Raw genomic sequence first — 22,160 nt, 5'->3', positions numbered from 1 at the left:
GCTTGATGATATCCATTTGTAGTCCCCTACTTCTTCTGATACAGAACCGTTTTCTGGTAATCGGAGGGAAGCATGCCATAACGCTTTTGGAACGCCCTGCGGAAGGTCTGGGCATTGGAGTACCCACAGAAGGAGGTGATCTCACTGATCGTCATCTGCTTCTCGGCAAACAGGGCAAGAGCGCGCTCAAGGCGGTACGCCTCCAAATACTGGGCAAACGATGTCTCCATGCGGGTCTGCATGAAGTGGTAGAGAAAGCTCTCCTTCAAGCCGAAGTCACCCGCCATATTGGAGAGGTTCAAGCCCGGGTCGGCATAATGGTCGTGTATATAGCCAATAATCCGTTGGACGAGCACCTCATCCTTATCACTCTTTGCCCTGTTGATCGCCAACGCCTGGGAGAGAAAGAACTGCTTGACCTCGGCATACGACTCAAACACCGACTGGTGGAGTGTCAGCCTGAGGCTCTGACTGAGCTTGATCGCCGTCGCATAGAGAACCTTCATGAGATTGGCATGCTCTTCAGGCCCCAGATTCCTGGCAACAAAGTTATCCTGCTCGATGGTCCTCAGGATCTCCTCCAAGGCCTGCCGCTCCCCTTTCATGACGGCAACGGAGAGCTTTCGCTCCATATCGAGGCTGTAGTGGTACGGCTCACGCTTGAGGCTCAACTCGGTATAACGGCGCATGATTTCCACCTGTTTCTCACTGAGCAGACTCTGCTGGACCTCGCTGCACTCATTGGTCGCCGAGAAAATCTCATCAAGACTGTGCTTGGCCGAACTGACCGCCATGCTCGTGATACAAGGCGAGACTTGGATGAACTCCTTATAGAACTGATCGATCTGTGTATCCAGAAAGCGGCCGTCACCATGCCAGAGCATGATCCAAATCGAGAATGAGAAGTCCATGTAGAGGTAGTACTGCTGGCCGAACGCACGCATCGCCTGCTTTTGGGCCGCAATTCGGGTGAAGTCGATGTCCTCCAGCCGATCACTGGATAGAAAATCCTGCACATCGTGGATCGCGATATGCACCATTTGGAAGGTGTTGGGAGAGTTCAAATCGATATCCTTCTGGACCTGCTTGAGCATCGCCTGAATCTCGGCTGTCCCCAGCATTTTCCCGTGAATCAATCGACGAAAGAATGTGTCGGTGATAAAGGGAGTGCCACCGGCTTGGCGTACCTTGCTTCGGTCCTCCTCAACGATATTCTTGATGTACCCGACCGCCTGCTCATAGGGAAGCGGTTTCCCGCTTACATCGACCAAGCCGAGCAGCTCGGTCCAGTGGCGGTTGCTGCGTGCAAGCATATAGACGGCAAAGAAGGAGAGCAGCAGGAACATCCCGATGCTGAGAATCACCAGCAAAGGCCACATGGGATTGAGCATGGCGTTGATCTGTTTGAGCGAGAGCAGGCTGAAAAACCTCAGACCGCTTGCGTTCGAGGAAAGGGCCGAGAGCACATACTCCTGGCCTTCAATGGACACTCGATGCTGACCGTCGGCATACCCATCCCCCAGGATGAAGGCGGGGTCGCCCGAGTAGGTGATCACGGTTCCCTTGCTGTCTGTGACATAGACGGTGGGGCTCGCCCCCTCTATCTGCTGCGAAAGCAAGTCCACGATGTAGCTGCTGTCGAGCAGCAGCATGATCTTGCCCGCATTGGCTGCGGGATTATTCAAAGGAAACGTCTGGACCAACGGAATGACCGACCGATTTCTCCCATGCACCAAGGCATCGGTTTGGGGAAAGAAGGAACGGTTGAAGGCGGGTGTCAGGTACTTGCTGCGGAACTGACGGTAGTTCAATCCCTCGAAGGCGAACATGGAAGGGTACATTTTCTCAGGTTCCAGGAAGGCATTCTGAGAAGAGAGGATATAGCCGCTGCGGTTGGAGTATATGTAGACCTCGGCCAGCATGGCATTGATGTTTGTTGCCGTAGGCAGGACGCCTTTTGCATCGATGAGGGTCTGAATATCTACCGAACCGCTCTCGATCTCTCCCTGGTAGATGAATTTGGCGATATCGTTGTCCAAGAGCAGCATCTGGCTGAGCTTGTACATCTGGTCCAGCGAAAGGTCGGTGGTGGAACGAATGAGGTGGAGCATCGAGTAGGTCTGCTCCTGCTTGTCCCTGCGCACGGTCATCAACATCCAGTTTTGGGCGAGAATGAGTATGACAAAACAGAGTATGAGGGCGGGAAGGAACAACAGCAGTGTTCTGGATGCAGGAATTTTATGCTCAGGCTTTCTCATAGGTGCAGTCAGTATACCATAGGGAAACCCCTTTTCACGGGAAAAAGTATCAGTCGTCAAGCCAGGCAACCGTCTCCCAAACAGCAACCCCGTCGTTGAGCTGTCGGGGGCCGGATGTACTTCTGCCTTCCCTTACGAGGCAGGCAAGTTCTTGTCTCATGGCAGCTACCAGATCAGGGTGCTCGGCCTGCACATTCACCGTCTCTGCAATATCGCACTCAAGGTTGTACAACTGCACGGAAGGAAGATTCTGTGCATCCTCGCTTCCGCTTGAAGGGTATGACCACCCGCCCGAGCCTTTGCACATCTCAAGCTTGTATGCTCCTTTTCTCAGGGATAGCGAACCGTCAAGGCTCTGATGGACCAATGAATCTCGTACTTCAGGGTGAGTAGTGTCTGAGAGCAACGGCAGAAGGCTCACACTATCCACCGCCTCATCCTCGGCCAAGCCGAAACCAAGAATATCGGCGGCAGTAGCATAGAAATCGGATAGGCAGACAAGGTGGTTGGAAATTGAATGCGGCGCTATCACCTCAGGCCAGCGCATCAGAAGCGGCACCCGGTGTCCACCTTCAAAAATGTCCGATTTCATACCCCTGAAGTGGTAGCTTGGGTTGTGCCCGAACCGTGCAAGCTCTGCAAAGTCGGCCATCGGCGAGCAACCGTTGTCGCTGGTGAAGATGACCAGGGTGTGCTCATCGATGCCGTTCTCTTTGAGCTCATCGAGCACCCTACCCACCACATCATCGCAGTGAAGGACAAAATCCCCATAGGCATTGGTGTTCGACTTTCCCCTGAACCTTGGATGGGGAAGAATGGGAGTATGGGGGGCCGGGAGGGCAAAGTAGAGAAAGAACGGTCGCTGCCTGTTCTCCCTGATCACTTCCAAGGCCTTGTCGGTGAGATGGTCAAGCACCTCTTCATGGACAAAATCATCGGCGGTCAAACCCTCGCGCCAAAAACCCTTGCCTGTGCCTCTGGTGATCCTGGTGGGAACTGCAGTGAACATGTCATCCTTGATATAGACGTAGGGTGGCATATCCAGTGAACCGCTGATCCCGTAATAGGAATCGAAGCCGACGCTGATAGGTCCGCCTTTGATGGGCTTGGTATAGTCGATGGGATGGCTGTCACCGAACTCAGAGGCCTCAACAAACCCTTCCTGTTTGGGAAGGTCCATGCCAAGATGCCACTTGCCTACTGCATGGGTGGCGTACCCGCCTCGTTTGAGGAGTTGGGCCACAGTTTTTCTGTTTTCATCAATAAGGGGCGGAGAAAACCCACCCAGCACATAGCTCTTCAGCTGTGAACGCCAGTTATAGCGCCCGGTGATGATGCTGTATCGACTGGGGGTGCAGACGGCACTGGTGGCATGGGCGTCGGTGAAGCACATGCCCTGTTGTGCCAAACGGTCGAAGTGGGAGGTGACGAAAGGACAATCGGGATTCAGTGATGAGACATCACCGTAGCCCAGATCATCTGCAAGTATATAGACGATGTTCGGCTTCTTTCGCACCTGTCCACTCCTCCCTATCTACACCATAGGGCCTCAAGGGCCCTATGCAGTGTTGTGATGCTTATTTGTACTGGCGAGCGTAGGCAGTGTTCATGAGGTCGAGAACCGACTTCAACTGCAGCTTCTCCAGGTTTGCAACGTACTCGTTCCATACCTTGTCGTCGTTGACATCCAACGAACCAACCATGAACTTGACGGCACTCTGGCGGATGTAATTGGCAAGCTCACGCTTGACGGTTGAGAACTTCTCACTCTCTTCGGCTGTATACTTCAGTACGGGAACTTCCACCGAGGTGTCCTCGTAGGGCTTGTACAGGTTGAATGTCTCGTCAAAGAGGGTCTTTTCATTGTTGCCCGGCAGGTAGTACTCGGGATTGTCCTGAGTCATGGGCTTGGAGGCCAAGCCGTTCTTCAAGGACGGAGTCATGGCTGCGGTGTAGGTCTGGATCCAGGTGTCGTTCTGGGGATCCTTGTCGTTCCAAAGTTTCAGCTGCTGCCAAACGGCAGGCTTTCCATCGAGACCGACCTGGCCGCTCTTCGCCCAATCCCAAGCCTCACCTTTGAAGCCGTTGCGCTGCAGAAGAGTGCCTTCGGGGCTGTACATGAAATCGAAGTAGCGCATGATGGCTTCGGCATACTTGGTGTCGCTGCTGAGCACCAGTTCACCGATTTCAGGATTCTGGAAGAAAGCAACCGAGTACTGTGCGCCTTTGGGTCCTTTCAGGGGGGCAATGGCGCGGAAGTTGTTGAAACGCTCTCCACCAATAGTGGCGAACTGGCCTCTCCAACCACCAGCTGCAAAACCGACGACCGGCTGGGCTGAGCTCTCGACGAGCTGGGTCAGCTGGCTGGAATCCTGGGTGAAGGATCCGTTATAGAGCAGACCTTCCTTGTACAGCTTATTGATGAAGGCAAGACCCTCACGGAAAGCCGGCTTGTTCACAGCGGTGTCGACCTTGCCGTTGTTCATCATGTAGCCTACGTTGTCATCGGCGTTGGCGTTAATGTTGGTGTCCAGGTCGGTGTAGATGAAGGAGTTGAGCAAGAAGCGCTCGACTTGGTCGGACCAGCCGATGATGGAGCCGGCGAGTGGAATTTCGTCTGCCTTGCCGTTGCCGTTGGCGTCCTGTTCCTTCATGGCCTTCAGCACCTGGTAGAACTCATCGGTGGTGGTGGGCATCTTCATGCCAAGCTTGTCAAGGAAGGGCTGGTAGACGAACAGCTTTGCCTGGTTGGAGCAGTGGTAGCAACCTTCGAGGCGGGGAAGCGAGTAGATGTTTCCGTCGATATTGGTCATGAACCCGATACCGCCGGGGAACTCTTCAAAAGCTTTCATCATGTTGGGCATCCACTCTTTGGAGTAGAACTTGTTCAGCGGCATGAAGAGGCCTTCCTGAGCACCATAGGTGGTTTCCAAAGTATTGTTTACACCAAAGCCAAGAAAGGCATCGGGGTAATCGCCGCTTGCCAGAACCAAGGCGAGCTTTTCGGTTGCGGCCTGCTCGGGAATCATGATGTAGTTCACCTTGATACCGGTCAGTTCTTCCATGTACTTGGTGAACCGGTTGGTGTTGTAATCCTCGACACAGGGGGGCTGAGCGACCATGATGTCCACCGTAATGGGGGTCTTCACGATCGGGAAGGTCCCGACAGGGGTATACTCAACAGTAGATTTTGCCGTAGCACTCTCCTTCGAGCCTTGGGCAACCAGCGAGGCCGGCAGCAAAAGAGCGACCAGCAATACGATACACAACGTTTTCTTCATGGATTCCTCCTATTGTATGCAGCCTCCACAGGGAAGCTGTGTACTCCTAACCTTTGACGGAGCCGATCATGACTCCCTTGACGAAAAACCTTTGCACGAACGGGTAGATTACCAGAAGCGGAACACTGGCTACAACGATGACTGCATAGCGGATCGTCTCGCTGAGGCCCTGAGCCCTGATGGCGGCCTCGACATCGACGGTCATTGAGGGAGTGTTGCGGTTGATGATCAGAATATTGCGCAGCACAATCTGCAGGGGATAGAGGGCCTGCTTCTGCAGATACAACAGGGCATCGAAGTACTTGTTCCACTGCCCTACTGCATAGAAAAGGGCAAGGACGGCCACTATCGCACCGCTTAGGGGGAAGACGAACGAGATAAGGAAGCGAATGTCCGAGCAGCCATCGATTTCGGCTGCTTCGTACAGCTCATCGGAGATGTTCTCCTGCAGGAAGGTGCGGGCTATAATGACGTTCCAAACGGTAATGGCGTTGGGAAGGATGATCGCCCACCTGGAGTCGTAGATGCCGAGGTTGCGCACCACCAGGTACAGGGGGATGGTTCCACCGGTGAAGAGCATGGTAAAGAGGATGAGCTTGGTCACCACCGAGCGCCCGTAGAACTCCTTGCGCGAAAGCGGATAGGCGAGCAACATGGTAAGCAGCACGCTGACCACAGTCCCTGTCACCATATAGTAGAGGCTGTTCATATAGCCGGTTCCAATCTGCTTGTTGGTAAAGACTGCCTTGTAGCTTACCAAATCAAAATTGACGGGAAAGAGCCACACCTTCTTGGCCATCACTGCCTGCGGCTCACTGAACGAGCAGGCGACGATATACAGCAGCGGATAGAGGACGATGACCAGGCTTATGAACAGAAAGCTGTTCACTACCAATGAAAACACTCGGTCTGTTGCAAGTTCTTTTCGTTTGTAGTGCATTACCACAGCCCTCCTTCCTTGTTTTTACTCTTGGCAATGCGGTTGAAAGTCAAAATCAGGACGATGTTAATGATTGAGTTGACCACATCGATGGCGGTTGAGTAGCTGAAGTCACTGTTGATCAAGCCCATCTTGTAGACGTAGGTGGACATGATCTCGGCGGTCTGCAAATTGAGAGGATTCTGCATGAGGAAGGCCTTTTCAAAACCCAGGCTCATGACAAAGCCCATGTTCATGATGAACATGATGACGATGGTATTCTTGATGCAGGGCAGGTCCACGTACCAGATTTTCTGGAACTTGTTCACTCCGTCGACCTTCGCAGCTTCGTAAAGCTCGGGGTTTATGCCGGTGAGGGCGGCCAGGTAGATAATCGCGTTGTAGCCGGTGTTCTGCCAGAGGGCCGACCAGACGTAGATGTGCTTGAACATATGGGCTTCACCCATGAAGTTGATCGAATCCTTGCCGAATGCCGCCCTGATCGCATTGAACAGGCCCAAGGCGGGGTCGAGGAACTGCATCAGGATGGCTACCATGACTACGGTGGAGATGAAGTAGGGGGCATAGGTGACCATCTGCACGCTCTTGCGCCAGATTTTCGAGCCGGTCTCGTTGAGGGCTATGGCTAGAATTACCGCCAGCGGAATGGATGAGACCAGGGCGTACATGCTCAGCGAGAAGGTGTTGAACATGATCTTCAGGCTCGAGGGGTTCGTAAAGAACTTCTCAAACTGATAGAAGCCCACCCAGGGGCTGTTCCAGATCCCTTGGCTGACGCGGTACCGCTTGAATGCAAGCAGGACGCCATACATGGGAACGTACTTGAAGATGATGAAGTAGAGCATGGGAAGAGCAACAATGACATAGAACTGCCAGTGTCTGCCCATCTTTCTTCCCAGGCTGAGCTGTCGTGGTTGGTTGAGTGCGTTCTTCATGACAAAATCGTCGCATGGAAGTCAGATATGCATAAGAGTCAAGTTTCCAAAGCTCGGTCAGCTTAGCTTCACACTCAGGCGTCATTTTTTGCAAGAGAGGTCGAACTTTGAAAAAATGACGCAATACAAGAAGGTCCTTGGAAACTTTGACCCTGTTGTACCGCCCCGGCTCACGCTAAGCTGTCATCAAGGAGACACAGCGATGAAACGCGAAGCAGTACAACAGTGGCTCGACCTTCAGTTCGGCCTCTTCATTCATTTCGGGCTCTACTCTCTTCCCGGCGGGGTGTGGAAGGGAAAACCCATCACCCGGGGCTACTCCGAGCAGATACTCTCCCACGGCTACCTGCCCCAGGCCGACTATGAGGCTTTGACCAGCCAGTTCAACCTTCCGGAGTTTGATCCAAAGCATATTGTTGCTACGGCAAAGCGGGCTGGAATGAAGTATCTGGTTATTACAAGCAAGCACCATGATGGATTCTGTTTGTTCGACACCGCCACCACCGACTACAACAGCACCAAAGCCGCCTGCAGGCGCGATATCGTGAAGGACCTCAGCGACGAGTGTCGGAAACAAGGGCTTGCCTTCGGAATTTACTTTTCCTGGATCGATTGGCACTTCGCCGATGCCCTGCCCATCAGCAGTCATAACAGCGACCAAATCCCTGAATCTCACCAGAAGCTGAACATCGCCCAGCTTACCGAGCTTCTTTCCAACTACGGATCCATCTGTGAGCTGTGGATGGATATGGGAGCTCCCACAGACGAGCAAAGCCAGGAAGTCTACGATCTGGTACAGAGATTGCAGCCCACCTGCATGGTCAATGGGAGAATCTGGAACGACAAGCAGGATTTCTTGACGATGGGAGACAACCAGCTACCCACCGTCCCTTTGAATTGTCCGTGGCAGACCCCGGCATCCATCTATAAGGAGACGTGGGGATACCGCAGCTGGCAGGTTCGTGGAAACAGGGATGAGAAAATCAAGGAACTAACCAATACTGCCCGCAGTGTCGTGAAGGAAGGTGGCAATTACCTGCTCAACATCGGTCTGATGGGAAATGGCGCCATCCAGGGCTTTGAGCAGGAGGTGCTTGAGGGGATTGGAGACGAGCTTGCCAAAGAGCCGCTGAGAAGAGAGACGATGAAGAGAACCCTTCCAAGAGTACTCCCAGACCAAGCCTGTCCCAAGCCCTTGATGCTTCATCGTTATACGGGAACAGAGTACTACTCCTACCGCCCCATCCCCACCACCCTTTGCTGGACCCTTGAGCAGGATGAGGACACCAGGCTTTCCATCGGGTGGCTGAGTGAGCAAGGCATTGCCAAGGAGCAAAAGCTCTGCCTTGAGGTTGGAGGAAATCGTTACTGCAGTTCCCTCCAAAAGAGCCGCACTTCTGATTTTTTCATCACTGGTTTACAGCTGAAGAAAGGAACTCATGAAATTTGTTTGCATACAATCGGCGATGAGCTGAAGAGAAGCGAGCTTGTCGATACCACCATACGACTGGTACTGAGAAAGGAAGAAACACTATGAAGATTGAGATTTGTCTGGAATCGATTGAGAGCGTACTGGCAGCCGAAGCCGGCGGAGCCGACCGCGTCGAGTTCTGCGCCGACCTCTTCGAGGGTGGCACCACCCCGTCTCTTGGGGCCTTCAAGACAGCCCGAAAGCACAGCAAGATTGCCATGAACGTCATGATCAGGCCGCGTGGAGGCGACTTCTGCTACAGCGACCTCGAGTTCGAGGCGATGAAGGAGGATGTCAGGCTCTTCAGGGAGGCGGGGGCAGACGGCATCGTCTTCGGCATCCTCACCCCCGATGGTGAGATTGATGTACAGAGGAGCAAGGAGATCATCGCCCTTGCCAGGCCCTGTTCGGTCACCTTCCACCGTGCCTTTGATATGACTCCCAACGCCAGTCGTTCTCTTGAGACGCTCATCGACCTGGGAGTCGACCGCCTTCTGACCAGCGGTCTTGAGGCCACGGTCATCGAGGGACTCGAAACGCTGAAGATGCTGGTGAGGCAGGCCGGGGACAGGATCATTGTCATGCCCGGCTGCGGCATCACCGAGCGCAACTTCGCCTACCTGCAGCAGCAGGTGGGGGCCAAGGAGTACCACGTGTTCGTCCCGGGCGCCTACGAGTCGAAGATGACCTACCGCCCCGAGCACATCTACATGGGCGGCATGCTCAGACAGGCCGAGTTCAGCATCAGCCACACCGATGCCGGCCGGGTGGGAGCCATCGTGGGGGCAAAGCGATGAAAAAGCGAGTATTCGTAGGAGGGCTCCACCACGAGAGCGACACCTTCAACCCCATCATCACCGGCAGGGACGAGATCTGGGTCACCAGGGGAGCGGACTTGTTCACTAAAAGAGAGAGCTCGTACAGCGGCATCATCAACACCCTCGTGGCTGCTGGATATGAGGTAATCCCCAGTCTGGTCGCCCGTGCGGTGCCCAACGGGGTGTGGGACCATGACTACTACCAGGAATTGAAAGCTGAGTTGTTGCAGAAGCTCAAGGAAGCCGGCTCGATCGATGCCATCTGCCTGTCGCTGCACGGCAGCATGCGCGTGCAGAATCTCGGGGAGGCCGAGCAGGACCTGCTCCAGGCCATAAGAGAAGTGCATCCGGCCACCCCCTTGTTCACCAGCCTGGACATGCATGCGACCCTGACCAAGCGGATGCGCCATGCAGCAGACGGCTTCGTCGGCTATAAGTGCGCCCCCCACACCGACACCTACGAGACGGGCATCCATGCAGCCCTGATGGTCATCCGCACCCTGGAGATGGGAAAGAAGCCGACGATGGCGGCGGTGCGCATCCCCATGCTCATCGCAGGCGAGCAGAGCGAGACCTCGGTCGAGCCGATGAAGAGCCTGATCAAAGAACTCCGATCAAGGGAACAACAGCAAGGCGTACTCGCCTGCTCCTACCTTTTGGGCTTCCCCTGGGCCGACGGGAAGGAGAACGCGGTGCATGCGGTGGTGGTGACCCAGGACGACCAAGACAAAGCAGACCGCCTTGCAAAGGAGCTTGCACAGATCTTCTGGTCCAGAAAGAAGGAGTTCGGCTTCTACAACGAGACGAGGATGCCTTCCGATGCCCTGAAGGCAACCAGAGAATCGATTGAGAGCGGTGTATACCCGGTGGTCATCAGCGACAGCGGGGACAACCCCACTGCAGGAAGCAGCGGCGATGTCACCAATTTCCTTTCACTCATTCTTTCCGACCCCGTCCTCTCCAAGCTCGACCCACCCCTGCTCTACCAGGGTTTCTACGACCCGCAGGTGGTCAGGGAAGCTTTCGAGAAAGGCGTGGGTGCAAGCTTTGAGTGTTTGCTCGGAGCGAAGTTCGACACCGTCAAGAGTAAACCAGTCAGAGCGAAGGCAACCGTAAAAGCACTGAAAGAACAGTGGGAGGGGGCCAACGGCGCCGACCTCGCCCTTCTTGATGTAGAGGGTGTCGATGTGGTGGTGGCGAGCAAGCATGTGGGCTGCTACGACCCCGAGATGATGAGGGTCCTGGGAGCCGAGCCCAAGCAGAGGAAGGCGATCGTGGTGAAGCTTGGGTACCTTGAGCCGGAGATCCGCGCCATCGCAAAGCGCTCGATGATGGCACTTACCACAGGTTCCTCCGACGAGCTATTCGAGCGGCTTCCCTACAAGAACCTTCCCAGGCCGATGTATCCGCTGGACAAGGAGTTTGAGGCCACATTGGAATTAATCTAGGATTTGCAACCGTATTCTTTGTGTGTTTACATGACAAAGGGGAAGCTGATGAGGCTTCCCCTTTGTTGCAATCATCCGATATTTCCATGCGTTCATCGTGTTCTTCTTGTACAACCAATCCTTGACAAATGAAGAAACGTGGACCTATACTAAAAAAGTAAAAACGTTTTGCGTAAATTTGCTAATCCAAATAAGGAGGATCTGCATGAAAAAAGTAATCGTGACATTGATGATCCTGTTGCTCGCCACTACGGCTATGTTTGCAGCGGGAACCAAGGAAGAGGGTGCGAAAAAAGATGTGACCCTTTCGGTATTGTGGTTCAATGACGCCAATGAGTCCGATGTCTTTCTGAAGACCATGGATGAGTACCTGAAGGCCAACCCGCATGTGAAGTTGGACCTCCAGATTGTCGCCTACAACGAGTATGACCAGAAACTCAAGCTGATGATCAGCGGCGGCAACCCTCCCGACCTTGCACGTATCACCACCAACACTTTGTCGGTGGTTGTCGACAGCCTGGAGCCAATCGAGAATCACGTCGCCGATGTCGAGGCGGTGAAGAAGCAGTACCTGCCCTCCATGGTGGCATTCGCCACCAACAAGGAAGGCAAGTTCATCGCCTACCCCACCGAAGCAACAGCCAACGGCATGCTGGTCAACAAGACTGCATTCGACAAGGCCGGCATCGATGTGGATGAGGTCAGCAAGACATGGACATGGAGTGAATGGGAAACCATCGTCAAAAAGGTCATCGCAGCCAATCCTGCAATGAAGTACGGTCTTGCCGTTGACTTCACCCCGCACCGCTTCTCTACGCTCATGTACCAGTGGAACGGTCGTTTCCTCAATGAGGACCAGTCGAACATCAAGTTCAACAACCCCGGTACCATTGCAACATTGAAGTGGTTCAAGCATCTGCACGACGAAGGTCTGGTGCCCAAGAGCGTATGGCTCGGCTCCGAGAACCCTGCCGAGCTCTTCCAAGCAGGACTTGTTGCCGGTCATATCGGCGGCAGCTGGAACATCAACACCTACAACAAGAACGTGAAGGACTTTGAATGGAAGGCTGTACGCATGCCCAAGGGCGCGATCAACTCCTCCGTTCCCGGTGGAAAGTTCGTTGCCTCCTTCAAGGGAGCAAAGAACCAGGAAGAGGCATTCAAATTCATGGCCGCTTTTGCTGACAAGTCTCACAACGAGATGTACAGCCGCGACACCTTCAACATCCCTTCACGCAACGATGCACAGGTCACCTATCCTTCCAACAGCGGAGACTTTGAGGTCTTCCTCGAAGAGCTGAAGGTCACCCCGGCCTACACCGCAAACGAGTGGAAGAATACCAACCTGAGCAAGGTCACCACCTACATCCGCGAGCAGATCGTGGAAGTGCTGCTTGGCAACATCACCGCCGAACAGGCTGTGGCCAATGTTGACAACAGAGGCGCAACGTTCTTTAAGTAACCTGCACTATGGATATCGGCTCCTCCACCAAGGAGGAGCCCGATCCTTCAGACCGGCAGGGCTGCCTGCCTTTCAGGATTCCTATGAAACGACATACCAAGGGAAACTTTCATCAGACAGCAGCCCCGCTGCTCTTTCTGCTTCCCAACATTCTCATTTTCGGGACATTCATCATTATCCCAGCCATCCAAGGTCTGAGGATGTCCTTCACCGAGTGGGGTGTGTTCACCACTCCGGTTTTCATCGGTTTTGATAACTTCATCGAACTCATTGGTGATGAAGTCTTCTGGAAAACCTTCAGCAATACAATTGTCTACTCATTCTTCACCGTTGCCTTGATCATGGTCTATGCATTGGCCTTGGCCTTGCTGCTCTATAAGAATACCATCAAGGGCGAGAAACTCTTTCGCTCCCTCTTCTACATACCGTCGCTCTTGAGCATGATAACCGTTGGTATTGCCTGGCGCTTCATCCTTGGTGATGAGATGGGAATCATCAACTATCTGCTTCGCGCCGCTGGAGGCAACGGAGTCCGTTGGCTGACCGACAGCAAGCTGGCCATGGTTTCCATTATCGGCGTCTCAATCTGGGCACAGGCCGGGTACTATATGGTCGTCCTCATCGCGGGACTGCAGGCCATTCCCATCGAGCTCTACGAGGCTGCAAAAATTGATGGGGCCTCGGCTCCCAAGACCTTTACATCCATCACACTGCCGCTACTGCGCAGCACCCTGCTGGTGGTGTTGGTGCTTGCCACCATCGCCTCCTTCAAGGCATATGAGTTGATTTCGGTGATGACCAAGGGAGGACCTGGCTATGCTACCAAGTTCATCGTCCAACAGGTCTATCAGGTGGCCTTCCTGGAGGATCGCATGGGCTATGCAAGCGCCATGTCGATCGTGTTGATGCTCATCATCTCCCTTTTCACCGTCCTGCAGTTCAAACTCAGCGGAAGGGAGGCATCACATGAATAAGCAACCTATTTCCAAAACACTGCACTACACCGTGTTAATCCTGCTCTCCCTTATAACCCTGCTACCGGTGCTTTGGGTCGTTCTCTCCTCCTTCAAGCCCCAGAGCGAGCTGTTCCGGGTTCCTCTGACCTTCATCCCCCAGGATTGGACGCTTGAGAACTATGTTTCCAGCCTTGCGGCAGGAAACTTTCCGGTATACTTCTCAAATACGGTCTTCGTTGCGGTTGTTTCCACCGCTCTTACGGTATTGATAAACCTGATGGCAGGTTATGCCTTGGCCAAATACATTTTCACCGGCAGGGACATCATCTTCACGGTGATGATCGCAACCCTCATGATTCCGTTGCAGGTCATCATGATCCCGATTTTCCTTCAGCTGAAAAGCCTTGGAATGCTGAATTCGCTGTGGGGAATCATCATTCCACCGGCAGCTACTCCTACAGGGGTATTCCTTGCCCGTCAGTATTTGGTGACACTGCCTAACTCACTGATCGAGGCTGCCCGCATCGACGGGGCAAGAGAACATACCATTTTCTTCCGCCTCATTCTTCCCATGAGCAAGCCCATTGTCGCCACCATCGCCATTTTCAGCTTCATGTGGCGTTGGAACGACTACCTCTGGCCCTTGATCGTCATCACCGACAACCGCAAGCAGACCATCCAGCAGGCGTTGGCGAACTTCGTCGGTCAGCTGCAGATCAACTGGTCGGACCTGCTTGCCATGACCACCATCGCCATAATTCCCGTCATCATAGTCTTCCTGGCTTTCCAGAGGTTCTTCTTCTCTGGCATCGCTGCAGGATCGGTTAAAGGTTGAACGCATGAAACATATCATTCACTCTCTGTCTGCATGTCGTTTTCACTCCCCTTCCTTGGTTATCGCCAAGGGCGTCGGTGGTGAAATACATATACAGTTCTTCACCTCCGAGATTGTGAAGGTCAGCTATCAGTTCGACCACGTATCCATCCATGAGACGTTCGCCAAGGCGAGCCAGTACATCACCAGCCCTTCCAAGTCTCTGCAATTGGACGAGCAGATCAGCATAAAGGAAGAGAGCGAGGCCTTTATTCTCACCTGCGGTCTGAGTAGGGTGGTACTTGAGAAGCGGTACGCCCTTATCAGCATCTGGTATGCGGGAATCCTGCAGCACGGTGGCCGGGTGGGAACCGCTGACACGGTGCTGCCCTCCTACCAGGTGCGCTGCTTTACCAAGGAAGGTTCACAGGAATCCTTCAGCAGGTTCAACTTCCCGCTTTCAGAGGCGGATGAGTTCTACGGCCTCGGGGATAAGAGCGGCTTACCCAACAGAAGGGGAAGACGATTCTCCATGTACAACCGCGACTCCCTCGGCTACGATGCTTCCAATTCCGATCCGCTGTATAAGTCCATTCCCTTTATGATCAAGCGTAATGCGCAAACCGGCGCCATGTGCGGGCTGCTCTTCGACCAGAGCTTGATCAAGCTCTTCGACCTGGGTCGGGAGAGTCCGTTTTTCTTCTCCGTTGAGGTGGAAGGCGGGCCGTACAGCTATGTAACCTTTTTGGGCGATTCCTACCACCAGGTTCTCAAGAATTACTTCAAGGTTACAGGTTTTCCCGCCTTCCCACCGCTGTTCAGCTTTGGGTTCTTCGGCTCTTCCATGAACTATGCCGAACCCGATGATGCAGAACAGAGAATCCTGAACTACTTTGCCACCATTGAGGAGCACCAGATTCCCTGTGAGGGGATGTATGTCTCCTCAGGCTATTTGAAGAGTGCCGAGGGCAAGCGGTATGCGTTTCTCTGGAACAAGCAGAAGTTTCCCGACCACAAGGCGTTTCTGACTTCCCTCTCGGCGCGTGGATATAATTTGTGCATGAACATCAAGCCGGGAATCCTGACCAGCCATCCGTGGTATACAGAGTTGGCAGAGAAGGGGTACTTCATCAAGGACCAGAGCGGCCGGCCGTATCAGGAGTTCTTCTGGGGAGGGGAGGCCTCCTTCATCGACTTCAACAACCCCGAGGCTAAAGAGTGGTGGAAGAGCCAGCTCAAGGCTCAGTATCTCGACCACGGATGCACCGGGATTTGGAATGACAACAATGAACTGGAACTTGAGGATGTTGAGCTCGAGGCTTTCAAGACGAAGACCCTCTACCCTATTCGGATGGCAGAGGCTTCCTACGAGGCGTTCAAGCAGGAGCAACCACGGAAGCGTCCTTGGATCTACAGCCGAAGCGGTTATGCAGGCATGCAACGGTTTGCCAGGACGTGGTCGGGAGACAATGTGAGCGATTGGAAGACACTGAAGTACAACCAGTATATGGGTCAGGGGTTCAGTCTTTCAGGACTGCCTTACTTCGGCCATGACTTGGGTGGGTTCTTCGGGGCGTTTCCCGAGGAAGAGCTGTTGGTACGCTCAGCCCAGTCGGCGGTGTTTCAGGGTCGCTTTGTGATTCACTCCTGGCGTGAGGACGGTAATCCCACCGAGCCGTGGTCGTATGAGAGTGCTTTGCCTCACATCCGCTCTCTCATTCTCGAGCACTACCGGTTCATGCCCTATATCTATACCTGTGCTTTTGAGGCGGCTGCCGAGGGTACGCCGATCGAACGCTCTCTCTTGTTGGAGTTTCCCGATGATAACAATATCAAGGGTGATGAGATCAATAGTCTGTTCGGACCGCATATTCTGAAGGTCTTGGTTACCGAAAAGGGAAAAACCAACGCTGATGTTTACCTCCCTCAGGGCTTGTGGTGGTACAGCAAGGATGGAACAGCGTTCGAGGGAGGAATAAACCTGGAACTCCCCTATCCCCCTGACGGTGAGAGCCTCTGGTTTGCCAAGGAGGGGTCGGTGATCCCGACCGCTCCTGGGCTGACACACCTCCAAAGCGGTGTGTTTGAGAAGGTGGAGCTTCTAGTCCATCCCTGTAAAACAACAGGGAAAGAGATACATTCCTCCTACTTTGAGGATGATGGAAGCAGTGAGCTTGCCGGAAAGCAATATAACCTTTGGGAGTTCCAAGTAACCGACCAATCCCTGGTGATTACCAAGAAGGTTGATGCCATTAAAAAGCAACGAGTCTTTACCATCAAGGTGCCTGAAGGGTATACCGTCTCACAGCCCTCGTTCGATCCTGACTCTCTCAAGGTAGGCGAAAGTATGGTAGTTGCAATAAGCGGGTGACAAAGGCTGTTAGAGGCTTTACACTTGCCAAGAGGAGGGCGTATGCGTGATGTAGTGACAATCGTAGATGTAGCGAAAGCTGCCGGGGTTTCCCCTGCTACGGTTACGCATACCCTCAACGGCAAGCGCCCGGTCGGTGAAGCCACCCGCAAGAAGGTGCTCGAGGCAATCGAGCAGCTTGGCTATGTTCCTTCCTGGAGTGCGTCACGCATGAAGCGGGGGAACTCCGGGATTATTGGGTGCTTGGCAGCCGATATCACCGAGACCTTCGTAAACCAGATAGTGCGGGGTATCGAGCATGGCCTGTCCGGTGGCCAGTACTCCTTGTTCTTCGTCAGCGGTGTTGAGTTTGGCAATGACTTGAAGAAGGCGTACAACTTCCTAAAGAGCCATAAGGTCGAGGGAATTCTATTCTGTCACCATATTCCTATTTGGAAGGAGTTCAATCTCGATACGCAGAACTCAGACATTCCGATTGTTTCAATCAATATGGCGGCCCAGGAGATGATCAGCGTGGTAGTAGACAATACTACGGGGGGTTATCAGGCGGCGGAACACTTGTATGGATGCGGAATGCGCCACCCTGCGATGATTTGTGGTCCTGAGGATCGATTGAGTGTACAGGATCGTCTGAAGGGATTCTCTCAGAGAACGAAAGAACTGAAGCTTGAGATGCCACAAAACAACTATTACGGCAACTATGACTTCGATCATGGCTTTGAGGCTGCCCAAATACTGATGAACGACCATCCCCAAACCGATGGCATATTCTGCGCCAATGACTATATTGCAGCCGGTGCTATTTCAGCACTCCAAAAAATGAACATCCATATTCCGAACCAGGTACGAGTGGTTGGTTTTGACAACCGCGACTTCTCAGAGTTCTGGAATACGCCCATCACCACCTTTGAATTACCGCTACAGGAGATGGGTATGCTGGGGGTAAGCCTTCTCAAGCAGGTGATCCACACCGGCATCTACTCCAAGAGCCAACATGTACTGCAGTCGAAGTTGATTCCCCGAAAGAGTAGTAAGGGTTGAAGACAGGAAAGGGGAACCTGATGACAGATTCCCCCCGTAGAAATATTCGATTATGAACAGGAATATTTTAGACAAGACTTCTCAAAGCATTAATCAATGCATCATTATCTTCCTTGTTGCGAACAGCAATTCGAATACACTGCCGTGGCGAGATTCCACGTTTGCTCGATAAGTCCTTAATAAGAATATTATGAGAATCCAATAATTCTACTGCCAAGTCATAGGCCTTCTTCGGGCCTTTTACCTCACACATAATATAGTTGGCTTGTGAAGGAAACACCGTAAGATAATCAATTTGATTCAATGCTGTTGCTAAACGATCTCGTTCATCCTTGAGCATCACCAATGCATGCTCATAGGTTGCACGATATTTTCCCCAAATCTGCATATAGAATTCTCCAAAGGAATTGATATTCCAGATGGAGACATTTTTAGACACACTTGAGAGAATAGTCTTATTCGTTGTTGCCAAAAGGCCGAGACGAACGCCAGGAACTCCAAATGATTTGGAAATACTCTTTATTACAACTAAATTTGTGTACCTTTCTAGAGTAGATTGGTCCAAGAGTGAGCTTGGTTCTTTTGCCAAGGCAAAATCGCTGAACGATTCATCGACCAAGAATATGATACCTCGCTCTTGTGTCCAAGAAGCGAGTTTCAATACATCATGCTGTTCTATGTAGTTTCCAGATGGGTTATCGGGATTTATCAGTAGCAAGGTTGAGATTGGTTTATTCTGAAAGTGAGAAATAATCTGATCGGCAGTATACGAGAAATCATCTGATTGTACGGTAAACAGTGAGATTCTATTTCCTGATACACGATTTCTATACTCATCAAACGAAGGTGAAAGTATTCCGATGATTCCTTCAGTGTTTTCCATAATTGCTTTGATCAGCTCAGCGGCACCATTACCGACAATTACATTCTCTCTATGAAGTCCATAATAATTGGCTGCAAGAAGATTGTTTACTTTTTGTCCCGATGGATATTGTGTTATCAAACTAGTGAAACTCGCCTGCATTTCGTCAATCAACTTGGTAGGAGGATAATACGGATTCACCAGATAGCAGTAATCTAAAAGTCGAGGAAATCTCCAAAATCCTCCATACCGTGCGTTCATTTTCTCAAATCTTGTATTCTTGTTCTTTTCGAACAGGGTCTGGGCGATATCAAGGTCTTGGATATCATCAATCTCATACCATTTTTCCGTATCCAAAACCAATGCCTTGATTCCAGGATTGTCCAGCAGTGCAATGACTTTTAGCACTTGCTCATAGTACTCGTTGTTCCCCAAAGCTTTGCAATATGCTTCCAAGAATGGGACATAATGAGTCATAGAAAAAGCTCTGCTGAATTTATAAATGTTAACTGTTTTGTAATAAGTCATGGTATCGCAAAAATGAAAATCCTTCTTACCAAGGAAACTTTTAATCTGTTGACTTTCATCCAGCGTGACGACAGTACCATCCATCCAACTTTCATACTTCGCCACCAGAACAATATTGGGATCTGGGTTCTGAATCAACACATTAAGAATTCCATCCTCAATAATAAGATCCGACTCAAGTAGCAAGGTGTCCTGTTCAAGAAGATATTCTTTGGCCAAGTAAAGAGAATAGATATTATTGGTCTTATCATAAATCGGGTTGGTGATGAAAATTATTTCAGTTTTGATGGGAAGAGATTTTACGTACGATGCTAATTTTTCACCTTTATATCCAATCACAAGCACAATACGTTCGAGATTCAAACTATCAAGCTGGGTGAGTATTCTCTCAATGAGTGTCTCTCCATTCACCTCTATCATACATTTTGTATTATCCTTGGTTAACTCTTTTAATCGCTTACCCATTCCAGCAGCCAAGATTATTGCTTGCATCACCCACTCCTCCTATTCGCATTCCTCAAGGTAATACGTCAAACATACTCTAGATTCTCTCATTCTTGATATATACCTACTAGCATCTCAAAGTCTTGCGAAAAATATCTACGGAATATCTTATTAACAAATGTCACACGAAAGGTAGAAAGCTTGCAATTCCTTCGCCGATTGCTTGATATCATACCCTGCTTCAATAATTGACTTACTGGTATCTTTGCGAATATTGTCTCTCGATATCGTAAAAATTATATCAGCCCATGCTTTTGCAACACTTTCAAGTGAAACGAATTGAATCAAATCGGTCACTTCAATTTCTTTTGCAATCGTATCTGATACAACACTTGGCAATCCACTTGCTTGAGCCTCAATCAAAGTAACTGGTAACCCTTCATACAGAGAAGGAAACAAAAATACATCCATTGCCTGAAGCATTTCAGGAACATCAGATCGGAATCCGGCAAAGATAACCGCCTGGCCCAATCTCAGTAGTTCCACTTTATCCTCAATCGCTTTGCGGTTTGGGCCGTCACCGATTAACAATAACCTGGCATGAGGCTCTCGCTTGAGAACCTCCTGAAAGATCTCCAGGAGAAATCCATGATTCTTTGCATCGATAAAACGTCCAATATGTCCTACAACAAAGGAATCTTCCAGTCCGAGTTCTGAACGAACTCGATTTCGAGTGGCTTGGGAGAATTGATACCTACTTGTATCAATCGCGTTCTTCCATAGATGGAAATTGGGAGCTTGCAAGGTCTTTTGCCCAAACAACCATCTTCCTGCGGGTTCGGAACAGGCAAAGAGGTAATCGGCATCTCTTCGTAAGGACAATTGGAAAAGCCCTTTTATGAACGAAACTAAACTCTTCCCATTTGAAGTACTGTGGGCATGAATGATTGTAGTTCTACCTAATCGCTTGCAAATCGGAATTGCAATGGCCGAAGTACCGCGGATATGGAAATGAATACACCCATATTCTGGATGTTGTCTTAAGAATGTCTTCCACCATGCCTTATAAGCAAAATGATTGATTCCCTTATATGCTGGAGCATGATGGACCACCCCTCCGCGATCAAGTATTTCTTTGTCAAAGACGCCTTCTTGATCTGTGTGGACAAGGAAATCGAATTGCACAACCCGGGTATCGACATTGCGATACAGATTCATAATCATGGCTTCGGCACCACCGTGAAACAGGCCGCCTAGTACCTGAAGGACTCGAATGGGTTGATTACTCATTTGGCTTTTGTTCACATCATTCCGCCTTCTGCCCTACAATCTTCGCTACAGCCTTCATATACTCATTCACAATAATCTCGCGGTCAAATTCTCGTTCAACTTTCTTCCTTCCAGCCAGACCCATAGCTTGTTTCTGGTCGTAGGGAAGATGAATGAACTTCTCAATCGCCTCAACCAAGGCTTCTACAGAGCGCGGGGCAAACATAATGCCCGATACTCCATCATCGAATGTATCACGACAGCCTATATGGTCTGTTGACAACACAGGTCTTCCTGCAGAAGCTCCTTCCAAGAGAACATTGGCAATACCTTCCAAGTGATAGGAAGGCAGTACCACTGCATGACTTTTCTTGATCAGACTATGAATGTCCTTCTGAAATCCTAAGTACTTTCCAGCCTCTGAGGCTGAGTAGTCAGCCAATTGAGGTTCATACACTGCCTCTCCAATAAAACCTGCTATATCGCAGCTGAAGTAAGGATACTTCTGATGAATGGCCTTTGCCGCTGCCATCATCTCCTCAATCCCTTTGTCCTTAATTATACGGGCAATATAGATGAGACGAATCGACCCATCATCTTCTGGATACGGTTCCAACGGATGGCGGGCGAGATTGACGCCTGAACCTGGGATAAGAACCGACTGCTCTTTGGTGGTGATGCGGTGGTCAAGAAAATACTGCAGGTCTCTTGCATTCTGCAAAAATACAGTCCGTGCCTTTTTAAATGCAACACGAAGCAATGTTAACACTACTTTCTGGACGAGATTCTCATCCATCAGAGCTTTACCAAGACCTGTCATGTTAGCTATCTGAGGAACCTTCAGTATTCTACAAACCAAGCCACCGTAGATATTGGACTTAATGGTATAGGTCAGTACAACATCAGGCTTAGTCTGTTTAATCAGCCTGAAGTATTTGAGCAAAACTCCAAGATTGGAGAAAGGGTTCTTCCCTCTTGGAGTAAATTCAACAGGATGAAACGTACATCCCAACTTCTCAAAGAACTCAACACGGTCGTTGTATGGTGCGGAGAGAGCAACGGAAGCCCCTGATTGAAGAAGTCTTTCAATGGTCTCCAAACGCAGCGTATAGAGATAGTCAACGTCGTTGGAGAGAATCAGAATAGAAATACCTTGCATACATCACCAGTCGTACAACAGAAATTGTTGATTGACTATATCTCCTTGCTATCAATTTACAACTCGGACATGAGTCATCCATACATGCATTATACACAAATGT

Annotated in this window: 16 protein-coding genes; 8 read left to right on the top strand and 8 right to left on the bottom strand. The window is 51.1% G+C overall.

Going from position 1 to position 22,160, the window contains the following annotated elements; all coding sequences use genetic code 11:
* Positions 1 to 26: 26 nt before the first annotated feature.
* From MUG09_RS02240 to MUG09_RS02220, 5 genes are all read right to left on the bottom strand, one after another.
* A complete protein-coding gene (locus MUG09_RS02240) occupies positions 27 to 2,258 on the bottom strand; it encodes a helix-turn-helix transcriptional regulator (protein ID WP_244773090.1) in 2,232 nt (743 codons plus the stop codon).
* A 49-nt stretch (positions 2,259 to 2,307) separates the two neighbouring features.
* Positions 2,308 to 3,774 (bottom strand): sulfatase family protein, encoded by a 1,467-nt coding sequence (locus MUG09_RS02235; protein WP_244773088.1) that lies wholly within the window; start codon positions 3,772 to 3,774, stop codon positions 2,308 to 2,310.
* 61 nt (positions 3,775 to 3,835) lie between these two features.
* Complete coding sequence (locus MUG09_RS02230; RefSeq protein ID WP_244773086.1) at positions 3,836 to 5,539, bottom strand: ABC transporter substrate-binding protein; 1,704 nt, start codon at positions 5,537 to 5,539, stop codon at positions 3,836 to 3,838.
* Positions 5,540 to 5,585: 46 nt separating this feature from the next.
* Positions 5,586 to 6,479: a carbohydrate ABC transporter permease gene (locus tag MUG09_RS02225; RefSeq protein ID WP_244773084.1), complete on the bottom strand. Its 894-nt coding sequence runs from the start codon at positions 6,477 to 6,479 to the stop codon at positions 5,586 to 5,588.
* Entirely contained in the window at positions 6,479 to 7,414 is a 936-nt protein-coding gene (locus tag MUG09_RS02220) for an ABC transporter permease (protein WP_244773081.1), read from the bottom strand. Before MUG09_RS02220 ends, MUG09_RS02225 begins: the two co-directional genes overlap by 1 nt.
* Before the next feature lie 202 nt (positions 7,415 to 7,616).
* Between MUG09_RS02220 and MUG09_RS02215 the strand changes: the two genes are divergently transcribed.
* From MUG09_RS02215 to MUG09_RS02180, 8 genes are all read left to right on the top strand, one after another.
* Positions 7,617 to 8,951, top strand: a complete 1,335-nt coding sequence (locus tag MUG09_RS02215; RefSeq protein ID WP_244773080.1) for an alpha-L-fucosidase — start codon at positions 7,617 to 7,619, stop codon at positions 8,949 to 8,951.
* Positions 8,948 to 9,682 carry a copper homeostasis protein CutC gene (locus MUG09_RS02210; RefSeq protein ID WP_244773079.1) on the top strand — a complete coding sequence of 245 codons (735 nt, stop codon included), beginning with the start codon at positions 8,948 to 8,950 and terminating at the stop codon, positions 9,680 to 9,682. Before MUG09_RS02215 ends, MUG09_RS02210 begins: the two co-directional genes overlap by 4 nt.
* Positions 9,679 to 11,151, top strand: a complete 1,473-nt coding sequence (locus MUG09_RS02205; RefSeq protein ID WP_244773078.1) for a M81 family metallopeptidase — start codon at positions 9,679 to 9,681, stop codon at positions 11,149 to 11,151. Before MUG09_RS02210 ends, MUG09_RS02205 begins: the two co-directional genes overlap by 4 nt.
* A 205-nt stretch (positions 11,152 to 11,356) precedes the next feature.
* Positions 11,357 to 12,613: an ABC transporter substrate-binding protein gene (locus tag MUG09_RS02200; protein WP_244773077.1), complete on the top strand. Its 1,257-nt coding sequence runs from the start codon at positions 11,357 to 11,359 to the stop codon at positions 12,611 to 12,613.
* Between the two features lie 83 nt (positions 12,614 to 12,696).
* Positions 12,697 to 13,587: a carbohydrate ABC transporter permease gene (locus MUG09_RS02195; RefSeq protein ID WP_244773076.1), complete on the top strand. Its 891-nt coding sequence runs from the start codon at positions 12,697 to 12,699 to the stop codon at positions 13,585 to 13,587.
* On the top strand, positions 13,580 to 14,404 hold the full coding sequence (locus MUG09_RS02190; protein WP_244773075.1) for a carbohydrate ABC transporter permease: 825 nt from the start codon (positions 13,580 to 13,582) through the stop codon (positions 14,402 to 14,404). Before MUG09_RS02195 ends, MUG09_RS02190 begins: the two co-directional genes overlap by 8 nt.
* A gap of 4 nt (positions 14,405 to 14,408) precedes the next feature.
* Positions 14,409 to 16,754 (top strand): glycoside hydrolase family 31 protein, encoded by a 2,346-nt coding sequence (locus tag MUG09_RS02185; RefSeq protein ID WP_244773073.1) that lies wholly within the window; start codon positions 14,409 to 14,411, stop codon positions 16,752 to 16,754.
* 42 nt (positions 16,755 to 16,796) lie between these two features.
* Positions 16,797 to 17,795 (top strand): LacI family DNA-binding transcriptional regulator, encoded by a 999-nt coding sequence (locus MUG09_RS02180; protein ID WP_244773071.1) that lies wholly within the window; start codon positions 16,797 to 16,799, stop codon positions 17,793 to 17,795.
* A 67-nt stretch (positions 17,796 to 17,862) separates the two neighbouring features.
* Here MUG09_RS02180 and MUG09_RS02175 read toward each other — a convergent pair whose 3' ends face one another.
* The 3 genes from MUG09_RS02175 to MUG09_RS02165 all read right to left on the bottom strand — a co-directional run bounded on the left by MUG09_RS02175 (position 17,863) and on the right by MUG09_RS02165 (position 22,057).
* Positions 17,863 to 19,677 carry an aminotransferase class I/II-fold pyridoxal phosphate-dependent enzyme gene (locus MUG09_RS02175; protein WP_244773069.1) on the bottom strand — a complete coding sequence of 605 codons (1,815 nt, stop codon included), beginning with the start codon at positions 19,675 to 19,677 and terminating at the stop codon, positions 17,863 to 17,865.
* 123 nt (positions 19,678 to 19,800) lie between these two features.
* The gene (locus tag MUG09_RS02170) at positions 19,801 to 20,934 is read right to left on the bottom strand and encodes a glycosyltransferase family 1 protein (RefSeq protein ID WP_244773067.1); all 1,134 of its coding nucleotides are present in this window, start codon (positions 20,932 to 20,934) and stop codon (positions 19,801 to 19,803) included.
* Between the two features lies 1 nt (position 20,935).
* Entirely contained in the window at positions 20,936 to 22,057 is a 1,122-nt protein-coding gene (locus tag MUG09_RS02165; RefSeq protein ID WP_244773065.1) for a glycosyltransferase family 4 protein, read from the bottom strand.
* Positions 22,058 to 22,160 lie beyond the last annotated feature (103 nt).

Origin of the sequence: Sphaerochaeta associata (genome assembly GCF_022869165.1) — a bacterium.
GTDB classification, from domain to species: Bacteria; Spirochaetota; Spirochaetia; order Sphaerochaetales; family Sphaerochaetaceae; genus Sphaerochaeta; species Sphaerochaeta associata.
The sequence above is the reverse complement of the archived record's forward strand: the minus strand, read 5'-3'. Positions and strand labels throughout refer to the sequence as shown.